Below are 21,189 nucleotides of genomic sequence, written 5' to 3' on the forward strand. Positions count from 1 at the left end.
GACCGACCACCTCCCCGTAGGAGTAATAGATGCCCCCCAAGGGTCGTCAGGGCGCTGCCAAGAAGGTGCGCCGCAAGGAAAAGAAGAACGTCGCTCACGGCCACGCGCACATCAAGAGCACGTTCAACAACACGATCGTGTCCATCACGGACCCGAGCGGCAACGTGATCTCCTGGGCCTCCGCCGGCCACGTCGGCTTCAAGGGCTCGCGCAAGTCCACCCCCTTCGCCGCGCAGATGGCCGCCGAGTCGGCCGCCCGCCGCGCGCAGGAGCACGGCATGCGCAAGGTCGACGTCTTCGTCAAGGGTCCCGGCTCCGGCCGTGAGACCGCGATCCGCTCCCTCCAGGCCACCGGCCTCGAGGTCGGCTCGATCCAGGACGTCACCCCCACGCCGCACAACGGCTGCCGTCCCCCCAAGCGGAGGCGCGTCTGACCCTGGGTGCGTGACGCATCCGGGTCGACGTAGGGCTTTCGGGCGGTAGGTCCCCTGTGGGACGTACCGCCCGTACCCTTGCAGTACGCAGTACCTGTCGGGTGTCAAATAGCGGGCATCCATGACTGAAGGAAACACACCATGCTTATCGCTCAGCGTCCCTCGCTGACCGAAGAGGTCGTCGACGAGTACCGCTCGCGGTTCGTGATCGAGCCCCTCGAGCCGGGCTTCGGCTACACCCTCGGCAACTCGCTCCGCCGTACGCTCCTCTCCTCGATCCCGGGTGCGGCCGTCACGTCCATCCGCATCGACGGTGTCCTGCACGAGTTCACCACCGTGCCGGGCGTCAAGGAGGACGTCACCGACCTCATCCTGAACATCAAGCAGCTGGTCGTCTCCTCGGAGCACGACGAGCCGGTCGTGATGTACCTGCGCAAGCAGGGTCCCGGCCTGGTCACCGCTGCTGATATCGCCCCGCCGGCCGGTGTCGAGGTGCACAACCCCGACCTGGTGCTCGCCACGCTGAACGGCAAGGGCAAGCTGGAGATGGAGCTGACCGTCGAGCGCGGTCGCGGCTACGTCTCCGCCGTGCAGAACAAGCAGGTGGGCCAGGAGATCGGCCGTATCCCGGTCGACTCCATCTACTCGCCGGTCCTCAAGGTCACCTACAAGGTCGAGGCGACCCGAGTCGAGCAGCGCACCGACTTCGACAAGCTGATCGTCGACGTCGAGACCAAGCAGGCCATGCGCCCGCGTGACGCCATGGCGTCCGCCGGTAAGACCCTGGTCGAGCTGTTCGGTCTCGCCCGCGAGCTCAACATCGACGCCGAGGGCATCGACATGGGCCCGTCCCCCACGGACGCCGCCCTTGCCGCCGACCTGGCGCTGCCGATCGAGGAGCTCGAGCTCACCGTTCGTTCGTACAACTGCCTCAAGCGTGAGGGCATCCACTCCGTGGGTGAGCTCGTGGCGCGCTCCGAGGCCGACCTGCTCGACATCCGCAACTTCGGTGCGAAGTCGATCGACGAGGTCAAGGCGAAGCTGGCCGGCATGGGCCTGGCCCTCAAGGACAGCCCGCCCGGATTCGACCCGACCGCCGCCGCCGACGCCTTCGGCGCCGACGACGACGCGGACGCGGGCTTCGTCGAGACCGAGCAGTACTGAGAAGGCTTGCGGGGAGCCCCGGCTCCCCGCACACCCTCCGGCGACCGCCAGGGGGGAACTGACACCGGTACCTGATACGGCCGGTGCAGATCACAAGGAGAAACCCCATGCCGCGTCCCACCAAGGGAGCCCGTTTCGGTGGCAGCGCCGCTCACGAGAAGCTTCTTCTCGCGAACCTGGCGAAGTCGCTGTTCGAGCACGGCCGCATCACCACGACCGAGGCCAAGGCCCGCCGCCTGCGTCCGGTCGCCGAGCGCCTGATCACCAAGGCGAAGAAGGGCGACATCCACAACCGTCGTCTGGTGCTGCAGACGATCACGGACAAGGGCATCGTGCACACGCTCTTCACCGAGATCGCTCCGCGTTACGCCGAGCGTCCGGGTGGCTACACCCGTATCACCAAGATCGGCAACCGTCGTGGCGACAACGCCCCGATGGCCGTGATCGAGCTTGTCGAGGGCGAGATCGCGAAGAAGGCGACCGTCGCCGAGGCCGAGGCCGCCACGAAGCGCGCGGTCAAGGAAGACGCCCTCAAGAAGGACGAGGCCGCCGAGGCCAAGGCCGACGAGGCTCCGGCCGAGGAGTCGAAGGACGCCTGAGCCTGATTTCAGGTTCGTCGAGCGGGCCCGTTCCCCACTGGGGGCGGGCCCGTTCCGCGTGAGTTGAGAGGATGGATCGCGTGAGCGACGAGGTGGAGCCCGGCTTCGTACGGGTGCGGCTGGATCTTTCGTACGACGGCAAGGACTTCTCCGGCTGGGCGAAGCAGGCCGGCGGCCGGCGGACCGTGCAGGGCGAGATCGAGGACGCCCTGCGCACGGTCACGCGCTCGCGGACGACGTACGAGCTGACCGTCGCCGGGCGCACCGACGCCGGGGTGCACGCGCGCGGCCAGGTGGCGCACGTGGATCTGCCCGTGGAGCTGTGGGCGGAGCACCGGGAGAAGCTGCTCAAGCGGCTGGCGGGCCGGCTCTCGCGCGATGTGCGGATCTGGAGCGTGGCGGAGGCGCCCGAGGGGTTCAACGCGCGCTTCTCGGCGATCTGGCGGCGGTACGCGTACCGGGTGACGGACAACCCCGGTGGCGTGGACCCGCTGCTGCGCGGTCATGTGCTCTGGCACGACTGGCCGTTGGACGTGGACGCGATGAACGAGGCTTCGGCCGGGCTGGTCGGGGAGCACGACTTCGCGGCGTACTGCAAGAAGCGCGACGGCGCGACGACCATCCGCACGCTCCAGCAACTGTCGTGGGAACGCGATCCGTCCGGCGTCATCACGGCGACCGTGAAGGCCGACGCCTTCTGCCACAACATGGTGCGCTCGCTGGTCGGCGCGCTGCTGTTCGTCGGCGACGGTCACCGGCCCGTCGAGTGGCCCGCGAAGGTCCTGGCCGCCGGTGTGCGCGACTCGGCGGTCCACGTCGTACGGCCGCACGGGCTCACGCTGGAGGAAGTCGGCTACCCGGCCGACGAGTTGCTTGCCGCCCGCAACAAGGAGGCGCGCAACCGGCGTTCGCTGCCTCTCGCGACCGGCTGCTGCTGAGCCGGCGACGGGGCCGACGGCATCCCCCGGTGCGCGCGGTCGACTTGACGCGGCACAGGCAGGTGCACGAAGGGGGCGGGCGCCGGTGGCGCCCGCCCCCTTCTGAGTACCGGTCAGGCGGGGCGGAGTGCCGTCAGCGCGGCCTGTGGCGCGCCGCCCGCCGACAGGGCTATCCGGCCGGGGCGGAGGCCGCCGCGGAGGCCTGTGCCTCGCCGCGGCGGACGATCTGGCGGAACGTGAACTCGCCCAGGTCGTCGCCGGTCTGGAAGGCCTTGGTGTCCTGCTTGGTGACGGACTTGGCCTGGGTGTAGCCGGTGGTCGTGAAGTAGGCGTAGCGGCCGTAGGCGTTGAAGGTGGAGCGGCACACCGGGCCGCCCTTGCAGAACGCCGGCACGCCCGCGCCCGGCAGCGGCACGACGCTGCCCGACGCCTGCTGGAGGGCCTTCTTCGCCTTGGCCTCGTTCTCGAAGGTTGCGACGGCGATCGTGACCGCGATGCCGTCCTTGCTGTAGGTGGCGCGGAAGACCTGCTCGCAGCCGTTGCTTTCGAGGGCGGTCGCCAGGGCGCCCTTGACGGCGGAGGCGCAGTTGCCGGTGCGCGCCAGCGCGCCCTTGTCGTAGACGCGGTCGCCCATCGTCAGCTTCTTGCCGGGGAACAGCGTCTCGGCGCTGAGCGGGAGGGTGTCCTTCTTGCGCTCGGAGATGAAGTCCTTCGGGTTCGGCGGCGGCAGCGGCGCCACGGAGGAGAAGGACGGCTCCGGCGCGGTGGTGTTCTGCGGCAGGTCCGGCGGCGCGGGAAGTTGGCTGCTGCTCTTGTCGGAGGCGGTGCCGTCGCCGTCCTTGTTGGAGGAGACGATCGCGGTGGCGACGGCGCCGGCTATGAGCGCGGTCGCGAGTGCCCCGCCGCCGACCATGAGCCAGCGCCTGCGGCGGGCACGGGCGGCCGAGGCGTCGGCGAGCGCGGCCCAGTCGGGGGTGCCGTCACTGCCCGATCGGCCGCCGAACGGATCGAAGGAGTCCTGCCCGTACTGGTCCCGACCGTACTGGCCCGGTCCCCGGCCGTACTGGTTCTGTCCGAACTGGCCCTGGTTGTACGGGTTCTGGTCCTGTCCGCCGGACCCCCACTGTGGTCCCCCCTGCCCGAAGCTCATGCCGCGCATCCTAAACCTGTTGGGCGGGGCCGGTCCCGGCAGTCAGAATCGGCCCCATGGGACATGTAGAGGCCGCGCATCTCGAGTACTACCTGCCGGACGGGCGTCCGCTCCTCGCCGACGCCTCGTTCCGGGTCGGCGAGGGCGCGGTTGCGGCGCTGGTGGGGGCCAACGGCGCCGGCAAGACCACGCTGCTGCGGCTGATCGCGGGGGAGATCCAGCCGCACGGCGGTTCGGTGAGCGTCAGCGGCGGACTCGGCGTGATGCGGCAGTTCGTCGGCTCGGTGCGCGACGAGCGCACCGTCCGCGATCTCCTGGTGTCCGTGGCGCAGCCGCGGATCAGGGAGGCGGCGGCCGCGGTGGACTCCGCGGAGCACGCGATCATGACGGTCGACGACGAGGCCGCGCAGATGCGGTACGCGCAGGCGCTGAGCGACTGGGCGGAGGCGCGCGGGTACGAGGCGGAGACCGTCTGGGACATGTGCACCACGGCGGCGCTCGGGATGCCGTACGAGAAGGCGCAGTGGCGCCAGGTGCGGACGCTGTCCGGGGGCGAGCAGAAGCGGCTCGTGCTGGAGGCGCTGCTGCGCGGCCCCGACGAGGTGCTGCTGCTCGACGAGCCGGACAACTATCTGGACGTGCCCGGCAAGCGCTGGCTCGAGGACCGGCTGAAGGAGACCCGTAAGACCGTTCTATTCGTCTCCCACGACCGGGAGCTGCTGGCCAGGGCCGCGGAGCGGATCGTGGCGGTGGAGCCGGGGCCGGCCGGGTCGGACGTGTGGATCCACGGCGGTGGCTTCGCCACGTTCCACGAGGCGCGGCGGGAGCGCTTCGCGCGCTTCGAGGAGCTGAAGCGGCGCTGGGACGAGGAGCACGCCCGGCTGAAGGCGCTGGTGCTGCGGCTGCGGCAGCAGGCGGCGAACAGCCCGGACATGGCTTCGCGGTACCGGGCGATGCAGACCCGCTTCAAGAAGTTCGAGGAGGCCGGCCCGCCGCCGGAGCCGCCGAGGGAGCAGGACATCAGGATGCGGCTGCGGGGCGGACGCACCGGTGTGCGCGCGCTGACCTGCAAGGGGCTGGAACTGTCCGGTCTGATGAAACCCTTCTCGCTGGAGGTCTTCTACGGGGAGCGGGTGGCGGTCCTCGGTTCCAACGGATCGGGCAAGTCCCACTTCCTGCGGCTGCTGGCGGGCGACGCCTCCGTGGCCCACACGGGGGAGTGGAAACTGGGTGCACGGGTCGTCCCCGGGCACTTCGCCCAGACCCATGCCCATCCCGAGCTGCTGGGTCGCACGCTCGTCGACATCCTGTGGACGGAGCACGCCAAGGATCGGGGCGGGGCGATGTCGGTCCTGCGGCGCTACGAACTGGAGCGCCAGGGGGACCAGCCCTTCGAGAAGCTCTCGGGCGGGCAGCAGGCGCGCTTCCAGATCCTCCTGCTGGAGCTGGCGGGGACCACGGCCCTGCTGCTCGACGAGCCGACGGACAACCTGGACCTGGAGTCGGCGGAGGCACTTCAGGAGGGACTGGAGGCCTACGACGGCACTGTGCTGGCCGTGACGCACGACCGCTGGTTCGCGCGCTCCTTCGACCGGTACCTGGTCTTCGGCTCGGACGGGGTCGTCCGCGAGACACCGGAGCCGGTGTGGGACGAGCGGCGGGTGGAGCGGGTGCGATAGCCCGCCGGGAAAGGGTTCCGGCGCCCGTGCGCCGGGGGCCCGGGGACCCGTTTTGACCCGCCAGGGGGCAGACAGGTATTCTGCTGGTTCGTTATGCGTATTGGCTTGCTCTATCTCACGTGAGGGGCCCTTACGCCGGTCCACCGGGCCGATGACCAGCGGCAGGCATTCGGGTTGCGTCCCCGCGTGCCGCCAGGGCTGTCGTGATCGTCCGGGTGGCCTTGTCAGGACCACACTCACTGAAGAAGCGAAGGCTACGACCGTGCGTACGTACAGCCCCAAGCCCGGCGATGTCACGCGCCAGTGGCACATCATCGACGCGCAGGACATCGTCCTGGGCCGTCTGGCGACTACGGCAGCGAACCTCCTCCGGGGCAAGCACAAGCCGACCTATGCCCCGCACATGGACATGGGCGACTTCGTCATCATCATCAACGCCGAGAAGGTCCACCTCTCCGGCAACAAGAAGACTCAGAAGATGGCGTACCGCCACTCCGGTTACCCGGGTGGTCTGCGTTCCGTCCGCTACGACGAGCTTCTTGCCAAGAGCCCGGAGAAGGCTGTGGAGAAGGCCATCAAGGGCATGATCCCCAAGAACACCCTGGGCCGTCAGATGCTCTCGAAGCTGAAGATCTACGCGGGTGACCAGCACCCGCACGCTGCTCAGCAGCCGGTCCCGTTCGAGATCACCCAGGTCGCGCAGTAGTTCCGGCCACCCCCTAAGACGAAAAGAAATCTGAGGAGAATCGTGGCCGAGACCACTGTTGAGACCCCTGTCGAGGGCGAAGAGACCTACGCGGAGGTCACCACCTTCGAGTCGGACGCCCCCGTCGAGGGTGAGTACACCACCGAGTCCATGGCGTCCCGCTTCGGCGAGCCGCAGCCGGCCGCCGGCCTGGGCCGTCGCAAGAACGCCATTGCCCGCGTCCGGATCGTTCCGGGCACCGGCAAGTGGAAGATCAACGGGCGCACCCTCGAGGACTACTTCCCGAACAAGGTGCACCAGCAGGAAGTGAACGAGCCCTTCAAGGTGCTCGAGCTCGACAACCGCTACGACGTCATCGCCCGTATCTCGGGTGGCGGCGTGTCCGGCCAGGCCGGCGCCCTGCGCCTCGGTGTGGCCCGCGCGCTGAACGAGGCCGACGTGGACAACAACCGCGGCGCCCTCAAGAAGGCCGGCTTCCTCTCCCGCGACGACCGTGCGGTCGAGCGCAAGAAGGCCGGTCTCAAGAAGGCCCGTAAGGCCCCGCAGTACAGCAAGCGCTAAATCGCACGCTGGCCTGCAGACATCCTGTACGGCTTTTCGTTCGCCCCGGCGGCACTCCGTGCTGCCGGGGCGTTCGTCTATCGACTGCCTCGGGCGAACAACGGTTCGAGCATTCAGCATTCTCGGAGGAACAACAGTGGGACGACTCTTCGGTACGGACGGTGTACGCGGCGTCGCCAACGCGGATCTGACGGCAGAGCTCGCGCTCGGCCTGTCGGTCGCGGCGGCACATGTGCTCGCAGAAGCGGGCACGTTCGCGGGCCATCGCCCGACCGCGGTGGTCGGCCGTGACCCCCGCGCATCCGGAGAGTTCCTGGAGGCCGCCGTCGTGGCCGGCCTGGCGAGCGCGGGTGTCGACGTGCTGCGCGTCGGCGTGCTGCCGACCCCGGCCGTGGCGTACCTCACCGGCGCCCTCGGCGCCGACCTCGGCGTGATGCTCTCCGCGAGCCACAACGCCATGCCGGACAACGGCATCAAGTTCTTCGCACGTGGCGGCCACAAGCTCGCGGACGAGCTCGAGGACCGTATCGAGCAGGTCTACGAGCAGCACCGCACCGGTGAGCCGTGGGACCGGCCGACGGGCTCGGGCGTCGGCCGGGTGACGGACTACGACGAGGGCTTCGACAAGTACGTCGCCCACCTCATCGCCGTGCTGCCCAACCGCCTCGACGGACTCAAGGTCGTCCTCGACGAGGCGCACGGCGCCGCCTCCCGTGTCTCGCCCGAGGCTTTCGCGCGGGCAGGTGCGGAGGTCGTCACGATCGGCGCGGAGCCCGACGGCCTCAACATCAACGACGGCTGCGGATCCACGCACCTGGAGCTGCTGAAGGCCGCCGTCGTCGAGCACGGCGCCGACCTCGGCATCGCGCACGACGGCGACGCCGACCGGTGCCTCGCGGTGGACGCGCAGGGCAACGAGATCGACGGGGACCAGATCCTCGCCGTGCTGGCGCTCGCCATGCGCGAGGCGGGAACGCTGCGCGGCAACACCGTGGTCGCCACCGTGATGTCCAACCTGGGCTTCAAGCTGGCGATGGAGCGCGAGGGCGTCGAGCTGGTGCAGACGGCGGTCGGCGACCGCTACGTCCTGGAGGCGATGAAGGCGCACGGCTTCGGCCTCGGCGGCGAGCAGTCCGGCCACGTGATCGTGCTCGACCACGCCACGACCGGCGACGGCACGCTGACGGGTCTGATGCTCGCGGCACGGGTCACGGCGACCGGCCGGACGCTGGCCGACCTGGCCGGCGTGATGGAGCGCCTGCCGCAGGTCCTCGTGAACGTGCCCGACGTGGACAAGTCCCGGGTGCAGACCTCCGCCGAACTGTCGCACGCGGTCACCGAGGCCGAGCGCGAGCTCGGCTCCACCGGCCGGGTGCTGCTGCGTCCCTCCGGCACGGAGCCGCTCGTGCGGGTCATGGTCGAGGCCGCCGACATCGAGCAGGCCCGGTGCGTCGCCGGCCGGCTGGCCGACGTGGTGAAGTCCGCGCTCGGCTGAGTCACGCCGCAGGAGTGCGTACGCCCGGTCAGGGACCTGTGTCCCGGACCGGGCGTCCGTGTGTCCGCGCCGGTGTCATCCGGTCGCCACGGCCGCGGCGCGCCGGCGCTTCCTGGCCCAGAAGAACTTCTGCGCCAGCAGGGTCAGCGTCCCGGCCAGCACGATGCCCAGCAGGTTCAGCAGCAGCTGCTCGGTCGAGCCCCAGGCCTGCCCGTAGTAGCTGTAGCTGAAGGCGACTGCCGCGTTCGCCGCTGCGGGCACCGTCGTCACGGAGATGGCGACGCCGACAAGGGCGCCCGACTTCGACGAGGTGAGCGACAGCATCCCCGCAGCCCCGGCCAGCAGGGCGACGACGAAGGAGAACCAGTCCGGGTTGTAGATGAAGCTGGTGTTGGGGCGTTCCGCCTTCAGCTTCGACAGCTCGAAGAGGTTCACGGCGTCCATGAAGTGGCTGAAGCCCACGGTCACCAGCATCGCCGCGGCGAATCCGGCGATCAGTGCCACGAACGACCGCATCGCCAGCCGCGGGGCGCGACGGACCACGGCCGTGCAGAAACCGGCCAGCGGGCCGAACTCGGGACCGACCGCCATCGCTCCCACGATCAGGATCGCGTTGTCCAGCACGACACCGCAGGCGGCGATCATCGTGGCCAGCGTGAGGAACGCGATGTAGGTGACGCTGAGCGTGGACTCCTCGTGCGTGGCGTCCGCCAGATGTTCCCACAGAACCGCGTCCGCGCCCTCGCCGGGCGCGGCCTGCTCGGCCCGATCCGCGCGGTGCGACAGCGAGAGGTCGATGTTCTCCACGGCGACCGAGCCGCATTCGTCGATGCCGAGGTCGCGCAGTCCGGCGAGCAGCTCGTCACCCGCCTCCCGGGCCACGTCGCACATCACCAGGTCGCCCTGTGGATCACGGGCGGCGCCGGGGACGACGGCGAGATGCGCCGTGCCCACGGTCTTCTCGAGCAGGGCGAGCACCTCCGCCGTGCGGTCGGCCGGTGTGATCAGACGCAGATGCAGCACGCGGGTGTCTCCTAGAGCTTGCGCAGTGACAGCCGCTGCACCTTGTGGTCCGGGCCCTTGCGCAGCACCAGTGTGGCGCGGCCGCGGGTGGGAGCCACGTTCTCCAGCAGATTGGGCTTGTTGATGGTCCGCCACATGGTGCGGGCGTAGTCGAGCGCCTCCTCCTCGGAGACCTGCGTGTACTTCCTGAAGTAGGAGAAAGGATTCTGGAACGCCGTCTCCCGCAGCTTGCGGAAACGGTTGAGGTACCAGGTCTCGATGTCCTCGGGTCGCGCGTCGACGTACACGCTGAAGTCGAAGTAGTCGGCGAGGCCGACCCGGGTCCGGCCGTCCTTGCCGGGCAGCGCCGGCTGGAGGACGTTCAGCCCTTCGACGATCAGGATGTCCGGGCGGCGCACGGTCAGCCGCTCGTCCGGGACGATGTCGTAGATGAGGTGGGAGTAGACCGGCGCCGTGACCTCGTCCTTGCCGGCCTTGATGTCGGCGACGAAACGGGTCAGCGCCCGGCGGTCGTACGACTCGGGGAAGCCCTTGCGGGACATCAGCCCACGGGCCTTGAGCTCCTTCATCGGAAGCAGGAACCCGTCGGTGGTCACCAGCTCGACCCGCGGATGCTCGGGCCAGCGCGCGAGCAGGGCCTGGAGGAGCCGGGCGACCGTCGACTTGCCGACGGCCACGGAACCGGCGACCCCTATGACGAAGGGCGTGCCGCGCTGTTCGCCGTGGCCGCCCCCCGCGTCGCCGAGGAACGTGTTGAGAGCGCCGCGGAGGCCGGCGCTGGCCTGGACATAGAGGTTCAGGAGTCGGGACAGCGGGAGGTAGACGTCCCGCACCTCGTCGAGGTCGATGACGTCGCCGAGCCCACGGAGCTGCTCGACCTCCTCGGCACTGAGGGGCAGCGGGGTTCTCTCGCGCAGGGCGCTCCACTCCGCGCGGGTGAGGTCGACGTACGGAGTCGACGCGTGCTCGGCCCGGCGGTGGGCGCTTCGTGGCGGCGAAGTGATCACAGGGACATTGTCGTGCGTGCGACTCGGTTATGGGTGGTGTGCTCGGTCACGCGGAGCGGGGCGGCCGCGGCTCCGCTCCGGGCCTCCGCGACGGAATGTCAGTGGCGTGCGTCACAGTTATGGCTGAGGTGGGCGCCGACCCGCGACGTCCGCGGACCCGGAGGTTGTCTCATGACCTATGCGATCCAGGCGGAAGGACTGGTCAAGCGCTTCAAGGACACCGAGGCGCTGGCAGGCGTCGACCTGGCGGCCCGCACCGGCTCGGTGCTGGGCCTGCTGGGGCCGAACGGGGCGGGGAAGACGACTGCCGTACGGATCTTCGCCACACTGCTGACCCCCGACGGCGGCCGGGCCACCGTGGCCGGCCACGACGTCGTCCGCGAGGCCGGCAAAGTGCGGTCCCTCATAGGCCTCACCGGGCAGTACGCGGCGGTGGACGAAAATCTCACCGGCACGGAGAACCTGCTGCTCATCGGCCGTCTGCTCGGCCTGCCGAGACGTGAGTCCAAGGCGCGGGCCGGTGAACTGCTGGACCGGTTCCAGCTCAGCGACGCGGCGGGACGGGCCGTGAAGACGTTCTCCGGCGGCATGCGGCGCAGGCTGGACCTCGCGGCGAGCCTGGTCGGCCGGCCGAGCATCCTGTTCCTGGACGAGCCGACGACGGGCCTCGATCCGCACAGTCGCGGGGAGCTGTGGGACATGCTGCGGGCCCTGGTGGCCGACGGCGCGACCGCGCTCCTGACCACCCAGTACCTGAACGAGGCGGACCGGCTCGCCGACGACATCGTCGTCGTCGACAAGGGCCGGGTCATCGCCGAGGGCACGCCGGACACGCTGAAGTCCGAAGTGGGCGGCCAGGTGCTCCAGGTGAGGCCGGTGGCCCCGGAGGACCTGGCGCGCACCCGCGCGCTGGTGGCGGAGACGGCCGGTTCGCAGACCCAGACGGAGGGCGAATCGGTCACCGTGCCGGTCAACGACGCGGAGCTGATGCCGGCGGTCGTGCGCAGGCTGGACCGCGAGGGGATTGCGGTGGGCGAGCTGACACTGCGGCGCTCGTCCCTGGACGAGGTCTTCCTGGCGCTGACCGGGCACCGGGCGGAGCCGGCGCCCGACTCCGGCAGGCCGGACGAGTCCGCCCGCGAGGCGGAAGAGGCCGGCCGGCCTGCCGACGAGAACGAGCGGGAGAAGGCGGTGAGTTCGACATGAGCGCGACGACGATGCCGCTGGCGCCGGGCCGGTCGTCGGGACGGGTGAAACCGCTCGACGGGATCAGGCAGACGTTCACGATGGCCTGGCGCAGTCTTGTGGCGGTCAAGCACAATCCGCTCGAGCTGGTCGACTACAGCATCACGCCGATCATGTTCGTCTTCCTGTTCACCTATGTCCTGGGCGGGCAGATGGCCGGCTCCCCGGAGGCGTATCTGAAGTACGCGCTCCCCGGGATCATCGTGCAGAACACCCTGTTCATGACCATATACACGGCCATGGCGTTGAACACCGACCTCACCAAAGGCGTCTTCGACCGGCTGCGCAGCCTGCCCATAGCGCGCTCCGCCCCCCTCGTCGGCCGTATCACCGCGGACCTCACGAAGCACGTGTGGGCGATGCTGCTGATGATCGGTCTCGGGCTGCTCCTCGGCTTCCGCGTGACCGGCGGACTCGGCGGGTTCCTGCTCGGCGCGCTGCTGCTGGTGGTGTTCGCGGCGGCCGTGTCGTGGACCGCCGTGCTCATCGGGATGCTCGCGGGCGACGCGGAGAAGGTGCAGGCGTTCGGCTTCACGCTGATCTTCCCGATCACGTTCACCAGCAGTGCCTTCGTGCTGGTCGACACGATGCCGGGCTGGCTTCAGGCCTTCAGCGACATCAATCCGGTGACGCATCTGTCGGACGCCTTCCGCGGGCTGCTGCTCGGCGGTCCGGTCGCCGAGCCGGTGCTGTGGTCGCTGGTGTGGGCGGCCGGCATCACCGTGGTCTTCTATCCGCTGGCCATGCGGGCGTACCGGGCGAAGGTGTGAGCCGGGGGTGGCCGGACAGCGGTGTCGGCAGGGCGCGTTATCGTACGGCTCAACAGCAGCGATTCGGGGCGGGACAGGCGTGGGCCGTCGCCTCGGGAGGGGTCGCTGCGATCACGCGAGGACAACGCACATGCGAAGCACCGCTGTACGCCGTACCGCTCTGGCCGCCGCCGCGGCCTCACTTGTTCTCCTGGTCACCGCCTGCGGTGGCGAGGGTTCCGACGGGGGGACGAACGATAAGGGCAACGGCAAGGGCAAGGACTCCGCTGCCGCGGAGCCCGCAGCCAAGGCTCTGACCGCGGCCGAACTGGAGAAGGTCGCGCTCGCCGAGGGTGACGTCAAGGCGCACAAGATCGTGAAGGCCGGTCCGGAGGACGACATCGCGGCCAAGGACGTCAAGACGGACAAGGCCGAGTGCGAGCCGCTGGCCCGGGCACTCGCCGGTACGCCCATGGGCGCGCCGGTCGCGACGGTGAAGCGGAGGGCCACCGCGGAGCCCGACGTGAAGGAAGCCGGCAAGGACGGCGCGATCGAAGGCGCCTTCGACATCACGACGTCGCTGGTCGCGCTCTCGTCCTACGAGGGCGAGGGAGCCGCCGACGCCTTCGCGGCTGTCAAGTCCGCAGGTACGGCCTGCGCCGGTGGCTTCACCCTGACGATGGCCGGTACGGAGCAGAAGATCGTCAAGATGGCCGAGGCCAAGGTCTCGGGCGGCGACGAGGCCGTGGCGTGGACGATGACCGGCGAGCAGGACGGCGAGAAGCTGCCGTTCAACGTGGCCGTCGTGCGCAAGGGCGGCACCTTCGTGTCGTTCTCCTCGTTCAACCTGATGGCTCCCGAGGGCGACCTGCCGCTGCCCACCGCCGTCATCGACGCCCAGGCGGCCAAGCTCGGCTGACCCGGCCCGGCCACCCGCCCGCCCACCTGACCTGCCCGCACGGGTCCGGAACCGTAGGCTGCCGACATGTGCGGAATCGTGGGTTACGTCGGCGGACAGTCGGCGCTCGATGTGGTCATCGCCGGGCTGAAGAGGCTCGAGTACCGCGGCTACGACTCGGCCGGAGTCGCGGTACTCGCCGACGGGGGGCTCGCGGCGGCGAAGAAGGCGGGCAAGCTCGTCAATCTGGAGAAGGAACTGGCGGACCGGCCGCTGCCGAGCGGTTCCACCGGCATCGGCCACACGCGCTGGGCCACGCACGGCGGTCCCACCGACGCCAACGCGCACCCTCACCTGGACAACGCGGGGCGTGTGGCCGTCGTGCACAACGGCATCATCGAGAACTTCGCCGCCCTGCGCGCCGAACTGGCCGAGCGCGGCCACGACCTGGAGTCGGAGACCGACACCGAGGTCGTCTCGCATCTGCTCGCGGAGTCGTTCTCGTCCTGCGGTGACCTCGCAGAAGCGATGCGCATGGTGTGCAGGCAACTCGAGGGCGCGTTCACGCTGGTGGCGGTGCACGCCGACGAGCCGGACGTGGTGGTCGGCGCGCGGCGCAACTCCCCGCTGGTGGTGGGGGTCGGTGACGGCGAGTCGTTTCTGGCCTCCGACGTGGCCGCGTTCATCGCCCACACACGGTCGGCGATCGAACTCGGCCAGGACCAGGTGGTCGAGCTCCGCAGGGACGCTGTGACGATCACCGGTTTCGACGGGGAGGCCGCCGAGGTGCGGGCCTACCACGTGGACTGGGACGCCTCCGCCGCCGAGAAGGGCGGCTACGACTACTTCATGCTCAAGGAGATCGCCGAGCAGCCCAAGGCGGTCGCCGACACGCTCCTCGGCCGCGTCGACGCGTCGGGGTCGCTGACCCTCGACGAGGTGCGCATCCCGCAGTCCGTGCTGCGTGAGGCGGACAAGGTCGTCATCGTCGCCTGCGGTACCGCCTTCCACGCCGGGATGATCGCCAAGTACGCCATCGAGCACTGGACCCGTATCCCCTGCGAGGTCGAGCTGGCGAGCGAGTTCCGCTACCGGGACCCGATCCTGGACCAGCGGACGCTGGTGATCGCCATCTCGCAGTCCGGCGAGACCATGGACACCCTGATGGCGCTGCGGCACGCCCGTGAACAGGGCGCCAGGGTGCTGGCCATCTGCAACACCAACGGGTCGACGATTCCCCGCGAGTCGGACGCCGTGCTCTACACCCATGCCGGGCCGGAGGTGGCGGTCGCCTCCACCAAGGCGTTCCTGACCCAGCTGGTGGCCTGCTACCTGGTCGCTCTCTATCTGGGCCAGGTGCGCGGAACCAAGTGGGGCGACGAGATCAGGGCCGTCGTCCGTGACCTGGCGCAGATCTCCGGACAGGTGGAGCGGGTACTGGAGACGATGGAGCCGGTGCGGGAGCTGGCGCGTTCCCTTGCCGGCAAGAACACGGTGCTCTTCCTGGGACGTCATGTGGGGTATCCCGTGGCGCTGGAAGGCGCGTTGAAGCTCAAGGAGCTGGCGTACATGCACGCGGAGGGGTTCGCCGCGGGTGAGCTCAAGCACGGGCCGATCGCGCTGATCGAGAAGGACCTGCCCGTGGTGGTCGTGGTGCCGTCGCCCCGCGGGCGTTCGGTGCTGCACGACAAGATCGTGTCCAACATCCAGGAGATCCGCGCACGTGGCGCCCGTACGATCGTGATCGCGGAGGAGGGCGACGACGCGGTCGTGCCCTACGCCGACCACCTGGTGCGGATCCCGGCGACGCCGACGCTGCTCCAGCCGATGGTCGCCGCGGTGCCGCTCCAGGTCTTCGCCTGCGAGCTCGCCACGGCCCGTGGCAACGAGGTGGACCAGCCGAGGAACCTGGCCAAGTCCGTGACGGTGGAATGAGCGTCGAATGATCATCGGGGTGGGGATCGACGTGGCTGAGGTGGAACGCTTCGCCGCGTCGATGAAGCGGACACCGGGCATGGCCGAGCGGCTCTTCCTGGAGCGGGAGTTGCTGCTGCCGAGCGGTGAGCGCAGAGGCTACGCCTCCCTCGCGGCACGGTTCGCCGCGAAGGAGGCGCTGGCGAAGGCGCTCGGCGCGCCGGCGGGCCTGCTGTGGACGGACGCGGAGGTGTACGTGGAGGACTCGGGCAGGCCGCTGCTGCGTGTGCACGGCACGGTCGCCGCCCGCGCCGCCGAACTGGGCGTGCGTTCCTGGCACGTGTCGCTCAGCCACGACGCGGGAATCGCCTCGGCGGTCGTGATCGCGGAGGGCTGAGCCGGCGCCGCCGGCCGGGCGTCCGTATCCGGCCACGACCGGGGCCGGGCGGGCCGTATCTCCGGCCGGGGCCGGGCGTTCCGGGCGGCGGGCCGTGTCTCCGGCCGGGTGGGTGTTCGGCGCGGCGGCCGTGTCTCCGGCCGGGGCGCGCCCTGGCGGGCCGTAACCAGGGCCTGGTGTTCGTTGCGGTGGGACGTGACTCCGGCCGGGTGCTCCGCGCGGCGGGACGTGACGCTGGCCCGGCGTTCCGCGCCGCGGGGCGTAACTCCGGTAGTAGGCGGAGTACTTGTGCGTGGTGGTCGCGCGCCGTCGCGCGGGCTGCGGCAGACTCGGGGGCATGCGTACTGCGTACAGCGTGGAGACCGTGAGGCACGCCGAGGCACAGCTCATGGCCCGGCTACCGGAGGGGGCGCTCATGCAGCGGGCCGCCGCCGGACTGGCCGCGGCCTGCGCCGGGCTGCTCGGGCGGGTGTACGGGGCCCGGGTCGTCCTGCTCGTGGGCAGCGGCGACAACGGCGGTGACGCCCTGTACGCAGGGGCCCGGCTGGCGCGCCGCGGCGCCGGGGTCGTCGCCGTGCCGCTCGCCCGCGGCCGCGTCCACGAGGGCGGTCTCGCGGCGCTGCTCGCCGCCGGCGGACGGGTGGCCGACGACCCGTTCGAGGTGCTCGCCTCCGCCGACCTGGTGCTGGACGGGATCACCGGCATCGGAGGACGGGGCGGGCTGCGCCAGGACGCCGTGCCCGTGGCGCGCGCGGCCCGCGGTTCCGACGCCGTGATCGTGGCGGTCGATCTGCCCAGCGGTGTCGAGGCCGACACGGGCAGGGTGCAGGGCGAGGCGCTCCACGCGGACGCGACCGTCACGTTCGGAACGTACAAGCCGGGCCTGCTCATCGACCCGGCCAAGGAGTACGCGGGCACCGTACGGCTCGTCGGTATCGGGCTCGAGGAGCACCTGCCCTCCGTGCCCGCACTGGAGGCGCTCCAACACGCGGACCTGGCCCAGATGTTGCCGGTGCCGGCCGCGGAGAGCGACAAGTACCGTCGCGGAGTCGTCGGGATCGTCGCCGGGTCCGCGCGCTATCCGGGTGCGGCCGTGCTCTCGGTCGCCGGTGCGCTGCGGGGTGGTGCGGGGGCCGTGCGGTACGTCGGCCCGGCCGCCGACGCGGTGATCGCCCGTTTCCCGGAGTGCCTGGTCCACGCCGGTCCCCCCGGGAAGGCGGGCCGGGTCCAGGCCTGGGTCGTCGGCCCGGGGCTCGGCGACGACGCCGGCGTGGTGGAGGAGGTGCTGGCGTCCGACGTCCCGGTGCTCATCGACGCGGACGGCCTGCGCCTGCTGGACACCGCGGCGGTACGGGACCGGGCGGCGCCGACGCTGCTGACCCCGCACGCCGGGGAGGCGGCGGCGCTCCTGGGTGTGGGGCGGGAGGAGGTGGAGGCCTCGCGGCTCGGCTCCGTGCGGGAACTGGCCGCACGGTTCGGCGCCACGGTCCTCCTCAAGGGCTCCACGACCCTGGTCGCCGCGCCCGACGGGGAAGGTTCACCGGTCCGGGTCAACCCGATGGGGTCCTCGTGGCTGGCGACGGCCGGCAGCGGCGACGTGCTCTCGGGCCTGGCCGGTTCCCTGCTGGCCGCCGGTCTCGGCGCGCGCGACGCGGGTTCCGCCGCCGCCTATCTGCACGGTCTGGCGGCCCGTCACGCGGCGGCGCACGGCACGCCGATCACGGCGCTCGAAGTGGCCGAGGCGCTCCCGGCCGCGTGGCGGGACGTGAGCGCCGCCTGACGGGGCGCGGCGCGCTCCCGCGAGCCGCCGCGGCCGGGCCGGCGCACCCGAGTGACGCACGCGACCGCCTGCCGTACGGATCCGGCCGTACGGCTCTGAGACACTGGGCGCGATGAGTCACACAGCACCGAGCAGCCGTTCCGCACCACTGCGCGCACGGGCCGAGATCGACCTCGCGGCCCTGCGCGCCAATGTGCGCGCCCTGCGTGCCCGCGCGCCGCGCGCCGCGCTGATGGCCGTCGTGAAGTCCGACGCGTACGGCCACGGCATGCTGCCGTGCGCCCGCGCGGCGCTCGAGGCCGGTGCGACCTGGCTCGGTACGGCCACGCCCCACGAGGCGCTCGCGCTGCGCGCGGCCGGGGTCGAGAGCCGGATCATGTGCTGGCTGTGGACGCCCGGCGGCCCCTGGCGTGAGGGCATCGAGGCTGACCTCGACATGTCCGTGAGCGGCATGTGGGCGCTGGACGAGGTCACCGCGGCGGCGAAGGCGGCCGGCCGCCCCGCCCGTGTCCAGCTCAAGGCCGACACCGGTCTGGGCCGTAACGGGTGCCAGCCCGCCGACTGGCCCGAGCTGGTCGCCGCCGCCCGTACGGCGGAGGACGACGGGCTCGTACAGGTCACCGGTCTGTGGTCCCACTTCGCCTGTGCCGACGAACCGGGTCATCCCTCGATCGCCGCCCAACTCGCCGTCTTCCGCGACATGGTGGAGCACGCGGAGAAGGCCGGCATCGAGCCCGAGGTCCGGCACATGGCCAACTCCCCGGCGACGCTCACGGTCCCCGAGTCGCACTTCGACCTCGTCCGCACCGGCATCGCGATGTACGGCATCTCGCCCTCCCCGGAACTGGGCACCTCGGCCGACTTCGGGCTGCGGCCCGTGATGACGCTCGCCGCGTCCGTCGCCCTGGTCAAGCACGTTCCCGCCGGCCACGGCGTCAGCTACGGCCACCACTACGTCACGGAGGGCGAGACGACCCTCGGGCTGATCCCCGTGGGCTACGCGGACGGCATCCCCCGGCACGCTTCCGGCCGCGGCCCGGTCCTGGTCGCGGGCGAGTGGCGGCGGGTGGCCGGACGGGTCGCGATGGACCAGTTCGTCGTCGATCTCGGTGGGGCGACGGTTCCGGAGGGCACGGAGGCCGTCCTGTTCGGTCCCGGCGACCGGGGCGAGCCGACCGCCGAGGACTGGGCCAGGGCGGCGGACACGATCGCGTACGAGATCGTCACACGGATCGGGACCAGGGTCCCGCGCGTCCATCTGAACGAAGGCCCAGAGGAACACGCCCACGACTCCCACGACTAGGAGAGCGGCACGGTGAGCGAGACCGGTACGGGGGACGCGGCCGAGGCCGCGGTCGAAGCCGCGGCGGCAGCCGTGGCTTCGGACAGCTGGCGTCGCGCGGGCTTCGCGGGAGCGGCAATAGGCGTGGTCGCCGCCGGTGCCGCGGCAGGCGTCGCGCTGGAGCGGCTGACCGTCGGCCGCGGGATGCGCAGGAAGGCACGTCTCGCGCTCGACGCGTCGGGTCCGTACGGCGCCCTGCGCGGCACACCCGGGCAGGCCCTCGCCGACGACGGCACGGCCCTCTACTACGAGGTGGACGAGGTCGACCCCGAGGCCGCCGCGCCGCGCCGCCGCAGGCTCTTCGGGCGCAAGGCGCCGGCTCCCGTCACCGTCGTCTTCAGTCACGGCTACTGCCTCAGCCAGGACTCGTGGCACTTCCAGCGCGCCGCGCTGCGCGGTCTGGTCCGTACCGTCCACTGGGACCAGCGCAGCCACGGCCGGTCGGGCCGGGCCTCGGCGCAGGCCGGATCCGGCGGCCTGCCGGTGACGATCGACCAGCTGGGCCGGGACCTGAAGGCGGTCATCGACGCGGCGGCCCCCGAGGGACCGCTGGTGCTGGTCGGCCACTCCATGGGCGGCATGACGATGATGGCGCTCGCGGCCCACGCTCCCGAGCTGGTGCGGGAACGCGTGGTGGCGGCGGCGTTCGTGGGCACGTCGTCCGGGAAGCTGGGCGAGGTCAGTTACGGGCTCCCGGTGGCCGGGGTGAACGCGGTACGGCGGGTCCTGCCGGGCGTGCTGCGTGCGCTGGGCTCGCAGGCCGAGCTGGTCGAGCGGGGCCGCCGGGCCACCGCGGACCTGTTCGCCGGGCTGGTCAAGCGGTACTCGTTCTCCTCGAAGGACGTCGACCCGGCCGTCGCCCGGTTCGCGGAGCGGATGATCGAGTCGACGCCCATCGACGTGGTCGCCGAGTTCTACCCGGCCTTCGCCGAGCACGACAAGGCCGAGGCGCTCGCGGTGTTCCAAGGACTTCCGGTGCTCGTCCTCGCGGGTGACAAGGACCTGGTCACCCCGAGCACGCACAGCGAGGCGATCGCGGACCTGCTGCGGGAGAGCGAACCGGCGGCCGAGCTGGTCATAGTGCCGGACGCGGGCCACCTGGTGATGCTGGAGCATCCGGAGGCTGTCACGGACCGTCTCGCGGACCTTCTGGTGCGGGCCGGAGCGGTGCCGGCAGCGGCTACCGTTGGTCGGTATGGAAGCACCGCACAGCCCGGCGGCTGAGACCGCCGCCGCCGCTCGGGCCCGACTGACGGTCGACTCTCCCGAGGAGATGCAGAACCTGGGCCGCAGCCTCGCGAAGCTGCTGCGCCCCGGTGACCTTGTGATGCTCACGGGCGAGCTCGGCGCCGGCAAGACGACGCTGACCCGTGGCGTCGGGGAGGGCCTCGGCGTCCGTGGCGCGGTCACGTCCCCGACGTTCGTCATCGCCCGTGTCCACCCGTCGCTGACGGGCGGCCCGGCACTGGTTCACGTCGACGCGTACCGCCTGGGCGGCGGCCTCGACGAGATGGAGGACCTCGACCTCGACGTCTCCCTGCCCGAGTCGGTGGTGGTCGTGGAGTGGGGCGACGGCAAGGTCGAGGACCTGTCGGAGGACCGGCTGCACGTGATCATCGACCGAGTGGTGGGGGACACGGACGACGACCGCCGTGTCGTGACCCTGGTCGGGTACGGGGCCCGCTGGGCGGACACGGACCTGGCTGTGGCCGCCGCCTAGGGACGGCCCCGGTTCCGGGGCCGGATGTCTCGGAAATCCGTGTGTTCCGACAAGACGTCGGGAAAATGTTGCGCCTACGACGCCGCGCGTGATGACATGGTACCGAGTCCTGGTTAGGTCTACCTAACCTCGCCTGCCCACGGAGCCCAGGAGGCGTCCATGCCGGCATCGGAGCGCGAAGCCCAGTCACGTCAGCAGCCGTCCAGGCCCACACCGGCGAAGCCGTTGCCGTCGGCCGTATCGATGCGGGACCTGCTGGCGTCCTGCGCCGCGGCCAGCGCCGTATCCACCCCGCCTCGCGACAGCGAGACGGCCCGCGACGGCGAGACGCACCGCCCCGGCACGCACGGCCCGGGGGCCCACCGGGACGCCGCCTGATTCGCACGGG

General features: G+C 71.0%; 21 protein-coding genes. 18 read left to right on the forward strand and 3 right to left on the reverse strand.

From position 1 onward, the window contains the following. Positions 1-29 precede the first annotated feature (29 nt). The 4 genes from rpsK (at position 30) to truA (ending at position 3,135) form a co-directional block, all read left to right on the forward strand. On the forward strand, positions 30-434 hold the full coding sequence (rpsK, locus tag ACTMTU_RS25385) for a 30S ribosomal protein S11 (protein WP_003956432.1): 405 nt from the start codon (positions 30-32) through the stop codon (positions 432-434). A gap of 141 nt (positions 435-575) precedes the next feature. After that, the gene (locus ACTMTU_RS25390) at positions 576-1,598 is read left to right on the forward strand and encodes a DNA-directed RNA polymerase subunit alpha (RefSeq protein WP_003956430.1); all 1,023 of its coding nucleotides are present in this window, start codon (positions 576-578) and stop codon (positions 1,596-1,598) included. A 107-nt stretch (positions 1,599-1,705) separates the two neighbouring features. Continuing rightward, positions 1,706-2,197, forward strand: a complete 492-nt coding sequence (gene rplQ / locus ACTMTU_RS25395) for a 50S ribosomal protein L17 (protein WP_441265755.1) — start codon at positions 1,706-1,708, stop codon at positions 2,195-2,197. A gap of 80 nt (positions 2,198-2,277) precedes the next feature. Continuing rightward, positions 2,278-3,135: a tRNA pseudouridine(38-40) synthase TruA gene (gene truA / locus ACTMTU_RS25400; protein WP_441265756.1), complete on the forward strand. Its 858-nt coding sequence runs from the start codon at positions 2,278-2,280 to the stop codon at positions 3,133-3,135. 169 nt (positions 3,136-3,304) lie between these two features. Here truA and ACTMTU_RS25405 read toward each other — a convergent pair whose 3' ends face one another. Then, positions 3,305-4,285 carry a hypothetical protein gene (locus tag ACTMTU_RS25405; RefSeq protein WP_441265757.1) on the reverse strand — a complete coding sequence of 327 codons (981 nt, stop codon included), beginning with the start codon at positions 4,283-4,285 and terminating at the stop codon, positions 3,305-3,307. 56 nt (positions 4,286-4,341) lie between these two features. Between ACTMTU_RS25405 and ACTMTU_RS25410 the strand changes: the two genes are divergently transcribed. From ACTMTU_RS25410 to glmM, 4 genes are all read left to right on the forward strand, one after another. Continuing rightward, entirely contained in the window at positions 4,342-5,964 is a 1,623-nt protein-coding gene (locus ACTMTU_RS25410) for an ABC-F family ATP-binding cassette domain-containing protein (RefSeq protein ID WP_159688541.1), read from the forward strand. Between the two features lie 262 nt (positions 5,965-6,226). Then, positions 6,227-6,670, forward strand: a complete 444-nt coding sequence (rplM, locus tag ACTMTU_RS25415) for a 50S ribosomal protein L13 (protein WP_005313471.1) — start codon at positions 6,227-6,229, stop codon at positions 6,668-6,670. A 42-nt stretch (positions 6,671-6,712) separates the two neighbouring features. Further along, positions 6,713-7,231: a 30S ribosomal protein S9 gene (rpsI, locus tag ACTMTU_RS25420; RefSeq protein WP_441265758.1), complete on the forward strand. Its 519-nt coding sequence runs from the start codon at positions 6,713-6,715 to the stop codon at positions 7,229-7,231. 136 nt (positions 7,232-7,367) lie between these two features. Then, complete coding sequence (glmM, locus tag ACTMTU_RS25425) at positions 7,368-8,726, forward strand: phosphoglucosamine mutase (protein ID WP_441265759.1); 1,359 nt, start codon at positions 7,368-7,370, stop codon at positions 8,724-8,726. Positions 8,727-8,801: 75 nt separating this feature from the next. Here glmM and ACTMTU_RS25430 read toward each other — a convergent pair whose 3' ends face one another. Both ACTMTU_RS25430 and coaA read right to left on the reverse strand, forming a co-directional pair. Beyond that, the gene (locus ACTMTU_RS25430; RefSeq protein WP_441265760.1) at positions 8,802-9,749 is read right to left on the reverse strand and encodes a DUF389 domain-containing protein; all 948 of its coding nucleotides are present in this window, start codon (positions 9,747-9,749) and stop codon (positions 8,802-8,804) included. A gap of 11 nt (positions 9,750-9,760) precedes the next feature. Further along, positions 9,761-10,756, reverse strand: coding sequence for a type I pantothenate kinase (gene coaA / locus ACTMTU_RS25435; RefSeq protein WP_005313463.1), 996 nt, complete (start codon positions 10,754-10,756; stop codon positions 9,761-9,763). A 171-nt stretch (positions 10,757-10,927) separates the two neighbouring features. On the opposite strand from coaA, the gene ACTMTU_RS25440 reads away from it, so the two are divergent. The 10 genes from ACTMTU_RS25440 to ACTMTU_RS25485 all read left to right on the forward strand — a co-directional run bounded on the left by ACTMTU_RS25440 (position 10,928) and on the right by ACTMTU_RS25485 (position 21,179). Then, a complete protein-coding gene (locus tag ACTMTU_RS25440) occupies positions 10,928-11,962 on the forward strand; it encodes an ATP-binding cassette domain-containing protein (protein WP_441265761.1) in 1,035 nt (344 codons plus the stop codon). Further along, a complete protein-coding gene (locus ACTMTU_RS25445; protein ID WP_441265762.1) occupies positions 11,959-12,771 on the forward strand; it encodes an ABC transporter permease in 813 nt (270 codons plus the stop codon). Before ACTMTU_RS25440 ends, ACTMTU_RS25445 begins: the two co-directional genes overlap by 4 nt. A gap of 130 nt (positions 12,772-12,901) precedes the next feature. Continuing rightward, the gene (locus ACTMTU_RS25450; RefSeq protein ID WP_441265763.1) at positions 12,902-13,669 is read left to right on the forward strand and encodes a hypothetical protein; all 768 of its coding nucleotides are present in this window, start codon (positions 12,902-12,904) and stop codon (positions 13,667-13,669) included. A 66-nt stretch (positions 13,670-13,735) separates the two neighbouring features. Further along, complete coding sequence (glmS, locus tag ACTMTU_RS25455; RefSeq protein WP_441265764.1) at positions 13,736-15,583, forward strand: glutamine--fructose-6-phosphate transaminase (isomerizing); 1,848 nt, start codon at positions 13,736-13,738, stop codon at positions 15,581-15,583. A 7-nt stretch (positions 15,584-15,590) separates the two neighbouring features. Continuing rightward, positions 15,591-15,959, forward strand: coding sequence for a holo-ACP synthase (locus ACTMTU_RS25460; protein ID WP_005313448.1), 369 nt, complete (start codon positions 15,591-15,593; stop codon positions 15,957-15,959). Between the two features lie 337 nt (positions 15,960-16,296). Continuing rightward, on the forward strand, positions 16,297-17,739 hold the full coding sequence (locus ACTMTU_RS25465; protein WP_441265765.1) for an NAD(P)H-hydrate dehydratase: 1,443 nt from the start codon (positions 16,297-16,299) through the stop codon (positions 17,737-17,739). Between the two features lie 112 nt (positions 17,740-17,851). Then, positions 17,852-19,042: an alanine racemase gene (gene alr / locus ACTMTU_RS25470; RefSeq protein ID WP_441265766.1), complete on the forward strand. Its 1,191-nt coding sequence runs from the start codon at positions 17,852-17,854 to the stop codon at positions 19,040-19,042. Positions 19,043-19,054: 12 nt separating this feature from the next. After that, positions 19,055-20,305, forward strand: a complete 1,251-nt coding sequence (locus tag ACTMTU_RS25475; RefSeq protein WP_441265767.1) for an alpha/beta fold hydrolase — start codon at positions 19,055-19,057, stop codon at positions 20,303-20,305. Continuing rightward, complete coding sequence (gene tsaE, locus ACTMTU_RS25480) at positions 20,277-20,801, forward strand: tRNA (adenosine(37)-N6)-threonylcarbamoyltransferase complex ATPase subunit type 1 TsaE (protein WP_441265768.1); 525 nt, start codon at positions 20,277-20,279, stop codon at positions 20,799-20,801. Before ACTMTU_RS25475 ends, tsaE begins: the two co-directional genes overlap by 29 nt. 159 nt (positions 20,802-20,960) lie before the next feature. Beyond that, positions 20,961-21,179: a hypothetical protein gene (locus ACTMTU_RS25485; RefSeq protein WP_441265769.1), complete on the forward strand. Its 219-nt coding sequence runs from the start codon at positions 20,961-20,963 to the stop codon at positions 21,177-21,179. Positions 21,180-21,189 lie beyond the last annotated feature (10 nt).

Source organism: Streptomyces sp. OZ13 (assembly GCF_052068155.1).
GTDB lineage: Bacteria > Actinomycetota > Actinomycetes > Streptomycetales > Streptomycetaceae > Streptomyces.

Bases quoted from the DNA above. Each gene is read 5' to 3' on its own strand.
- rpsK (WP_003956432.1), top strand. From the start codon at position 30: ATGCCCCCCAAGGGTCGTCAGGGCGCTGCCAAGAAGGTGCGCCGCAAG.
- ACTMTU_RS25390 (WP_003956430.1), top strand. From the start codon at position 576: ATGCTTATCGCTCAGCGTCCCTCGCTGACCGAAGAGGTCGTCGACGAG.
- rplQ (WP_441265755.1), top strand. From the start codon at position 1,706: ATGCCGCGTCCCACCAAGGGAGCCCGTTTCGGTGGCAGCGCCGCTCAC.
- ACTMTU_RS25405 (WP_441265757.1), bottom strand. From the start codon at position 4,285: ATGAGCTTCGGGCAGGGGGGACCACAGTGGGGGTCCGGCGGACAGGAC.
- ACTMTU_RS25410 (WP_159688541.1), top strand. From the start codon at position 4,342: ATGGGACATGTAGAGGCCGCGCATCTCGAGTACTACCTGCCGGACGGG.
- ACTMTU_RS25440 (WP_441265761.1), top strand. From the start codon at position 10,928: ATGACCTATGCGATCCAGGCGGAAGGACTGGTCAAGCGCTTCAAGGAC.
- ACTMTU_RS25445 (WP_441265762.1), top strand. From the start codon at position 11,959: ATGAGCGCGACGACGATGCCGCTGGCGCCGGGCCGGTCGTCGGGACGG.
- ACTMTU_RS25450 (WP_441265763.1), top strand. From the start codon at position 12,902: ATGCGAAGCACCGCTGTACGCCGTACCGCTCTGGCCGCCGCCGCGGCC.
- glmS (WP_441265764.1), top strand. From the start codon at position 13,736: ATGTGCGGAATCGTGGGTTACGTCGGCGGACAGTCGGCGCTCGATGTG.
- ACTMTU_RS25460 (WP_005313448.1), top strand. From the start codon at position 15,591: ATGATCATCGGGGTGGGGATCGACGTGGCTGAGGTGGAACGCTTCGCC.
- ACTMTU_RS25465 (WP_441265765.1), top strand. From the start codon at position 16,297: ATGCGTACTGCGTACAGCGTGGAGACCGTGAGGCACGCCGAGGCACAG.
- alr (WP_441265766.1), top strand. From the start codon at position 17,852: ATGAGTCACACAGCACCGAGCAGCCGTTCCGCACCACTGCGCGCACGG.
- tsaE (WP_441265768.1), top strand. From the start codon at position 20,277: ATGGAAGCACCGCACAGCCCGGCGGCTGAGACCGCCGCCGCCGCTCGG.
- ACTMTU_RS25485 (WP_441265769.1), top strand. From the start codon at position 20,961: ATGCCGGCATCGGAGCGCGAAGCCCAGTCACGTCAGCAGCCGTCCAGG.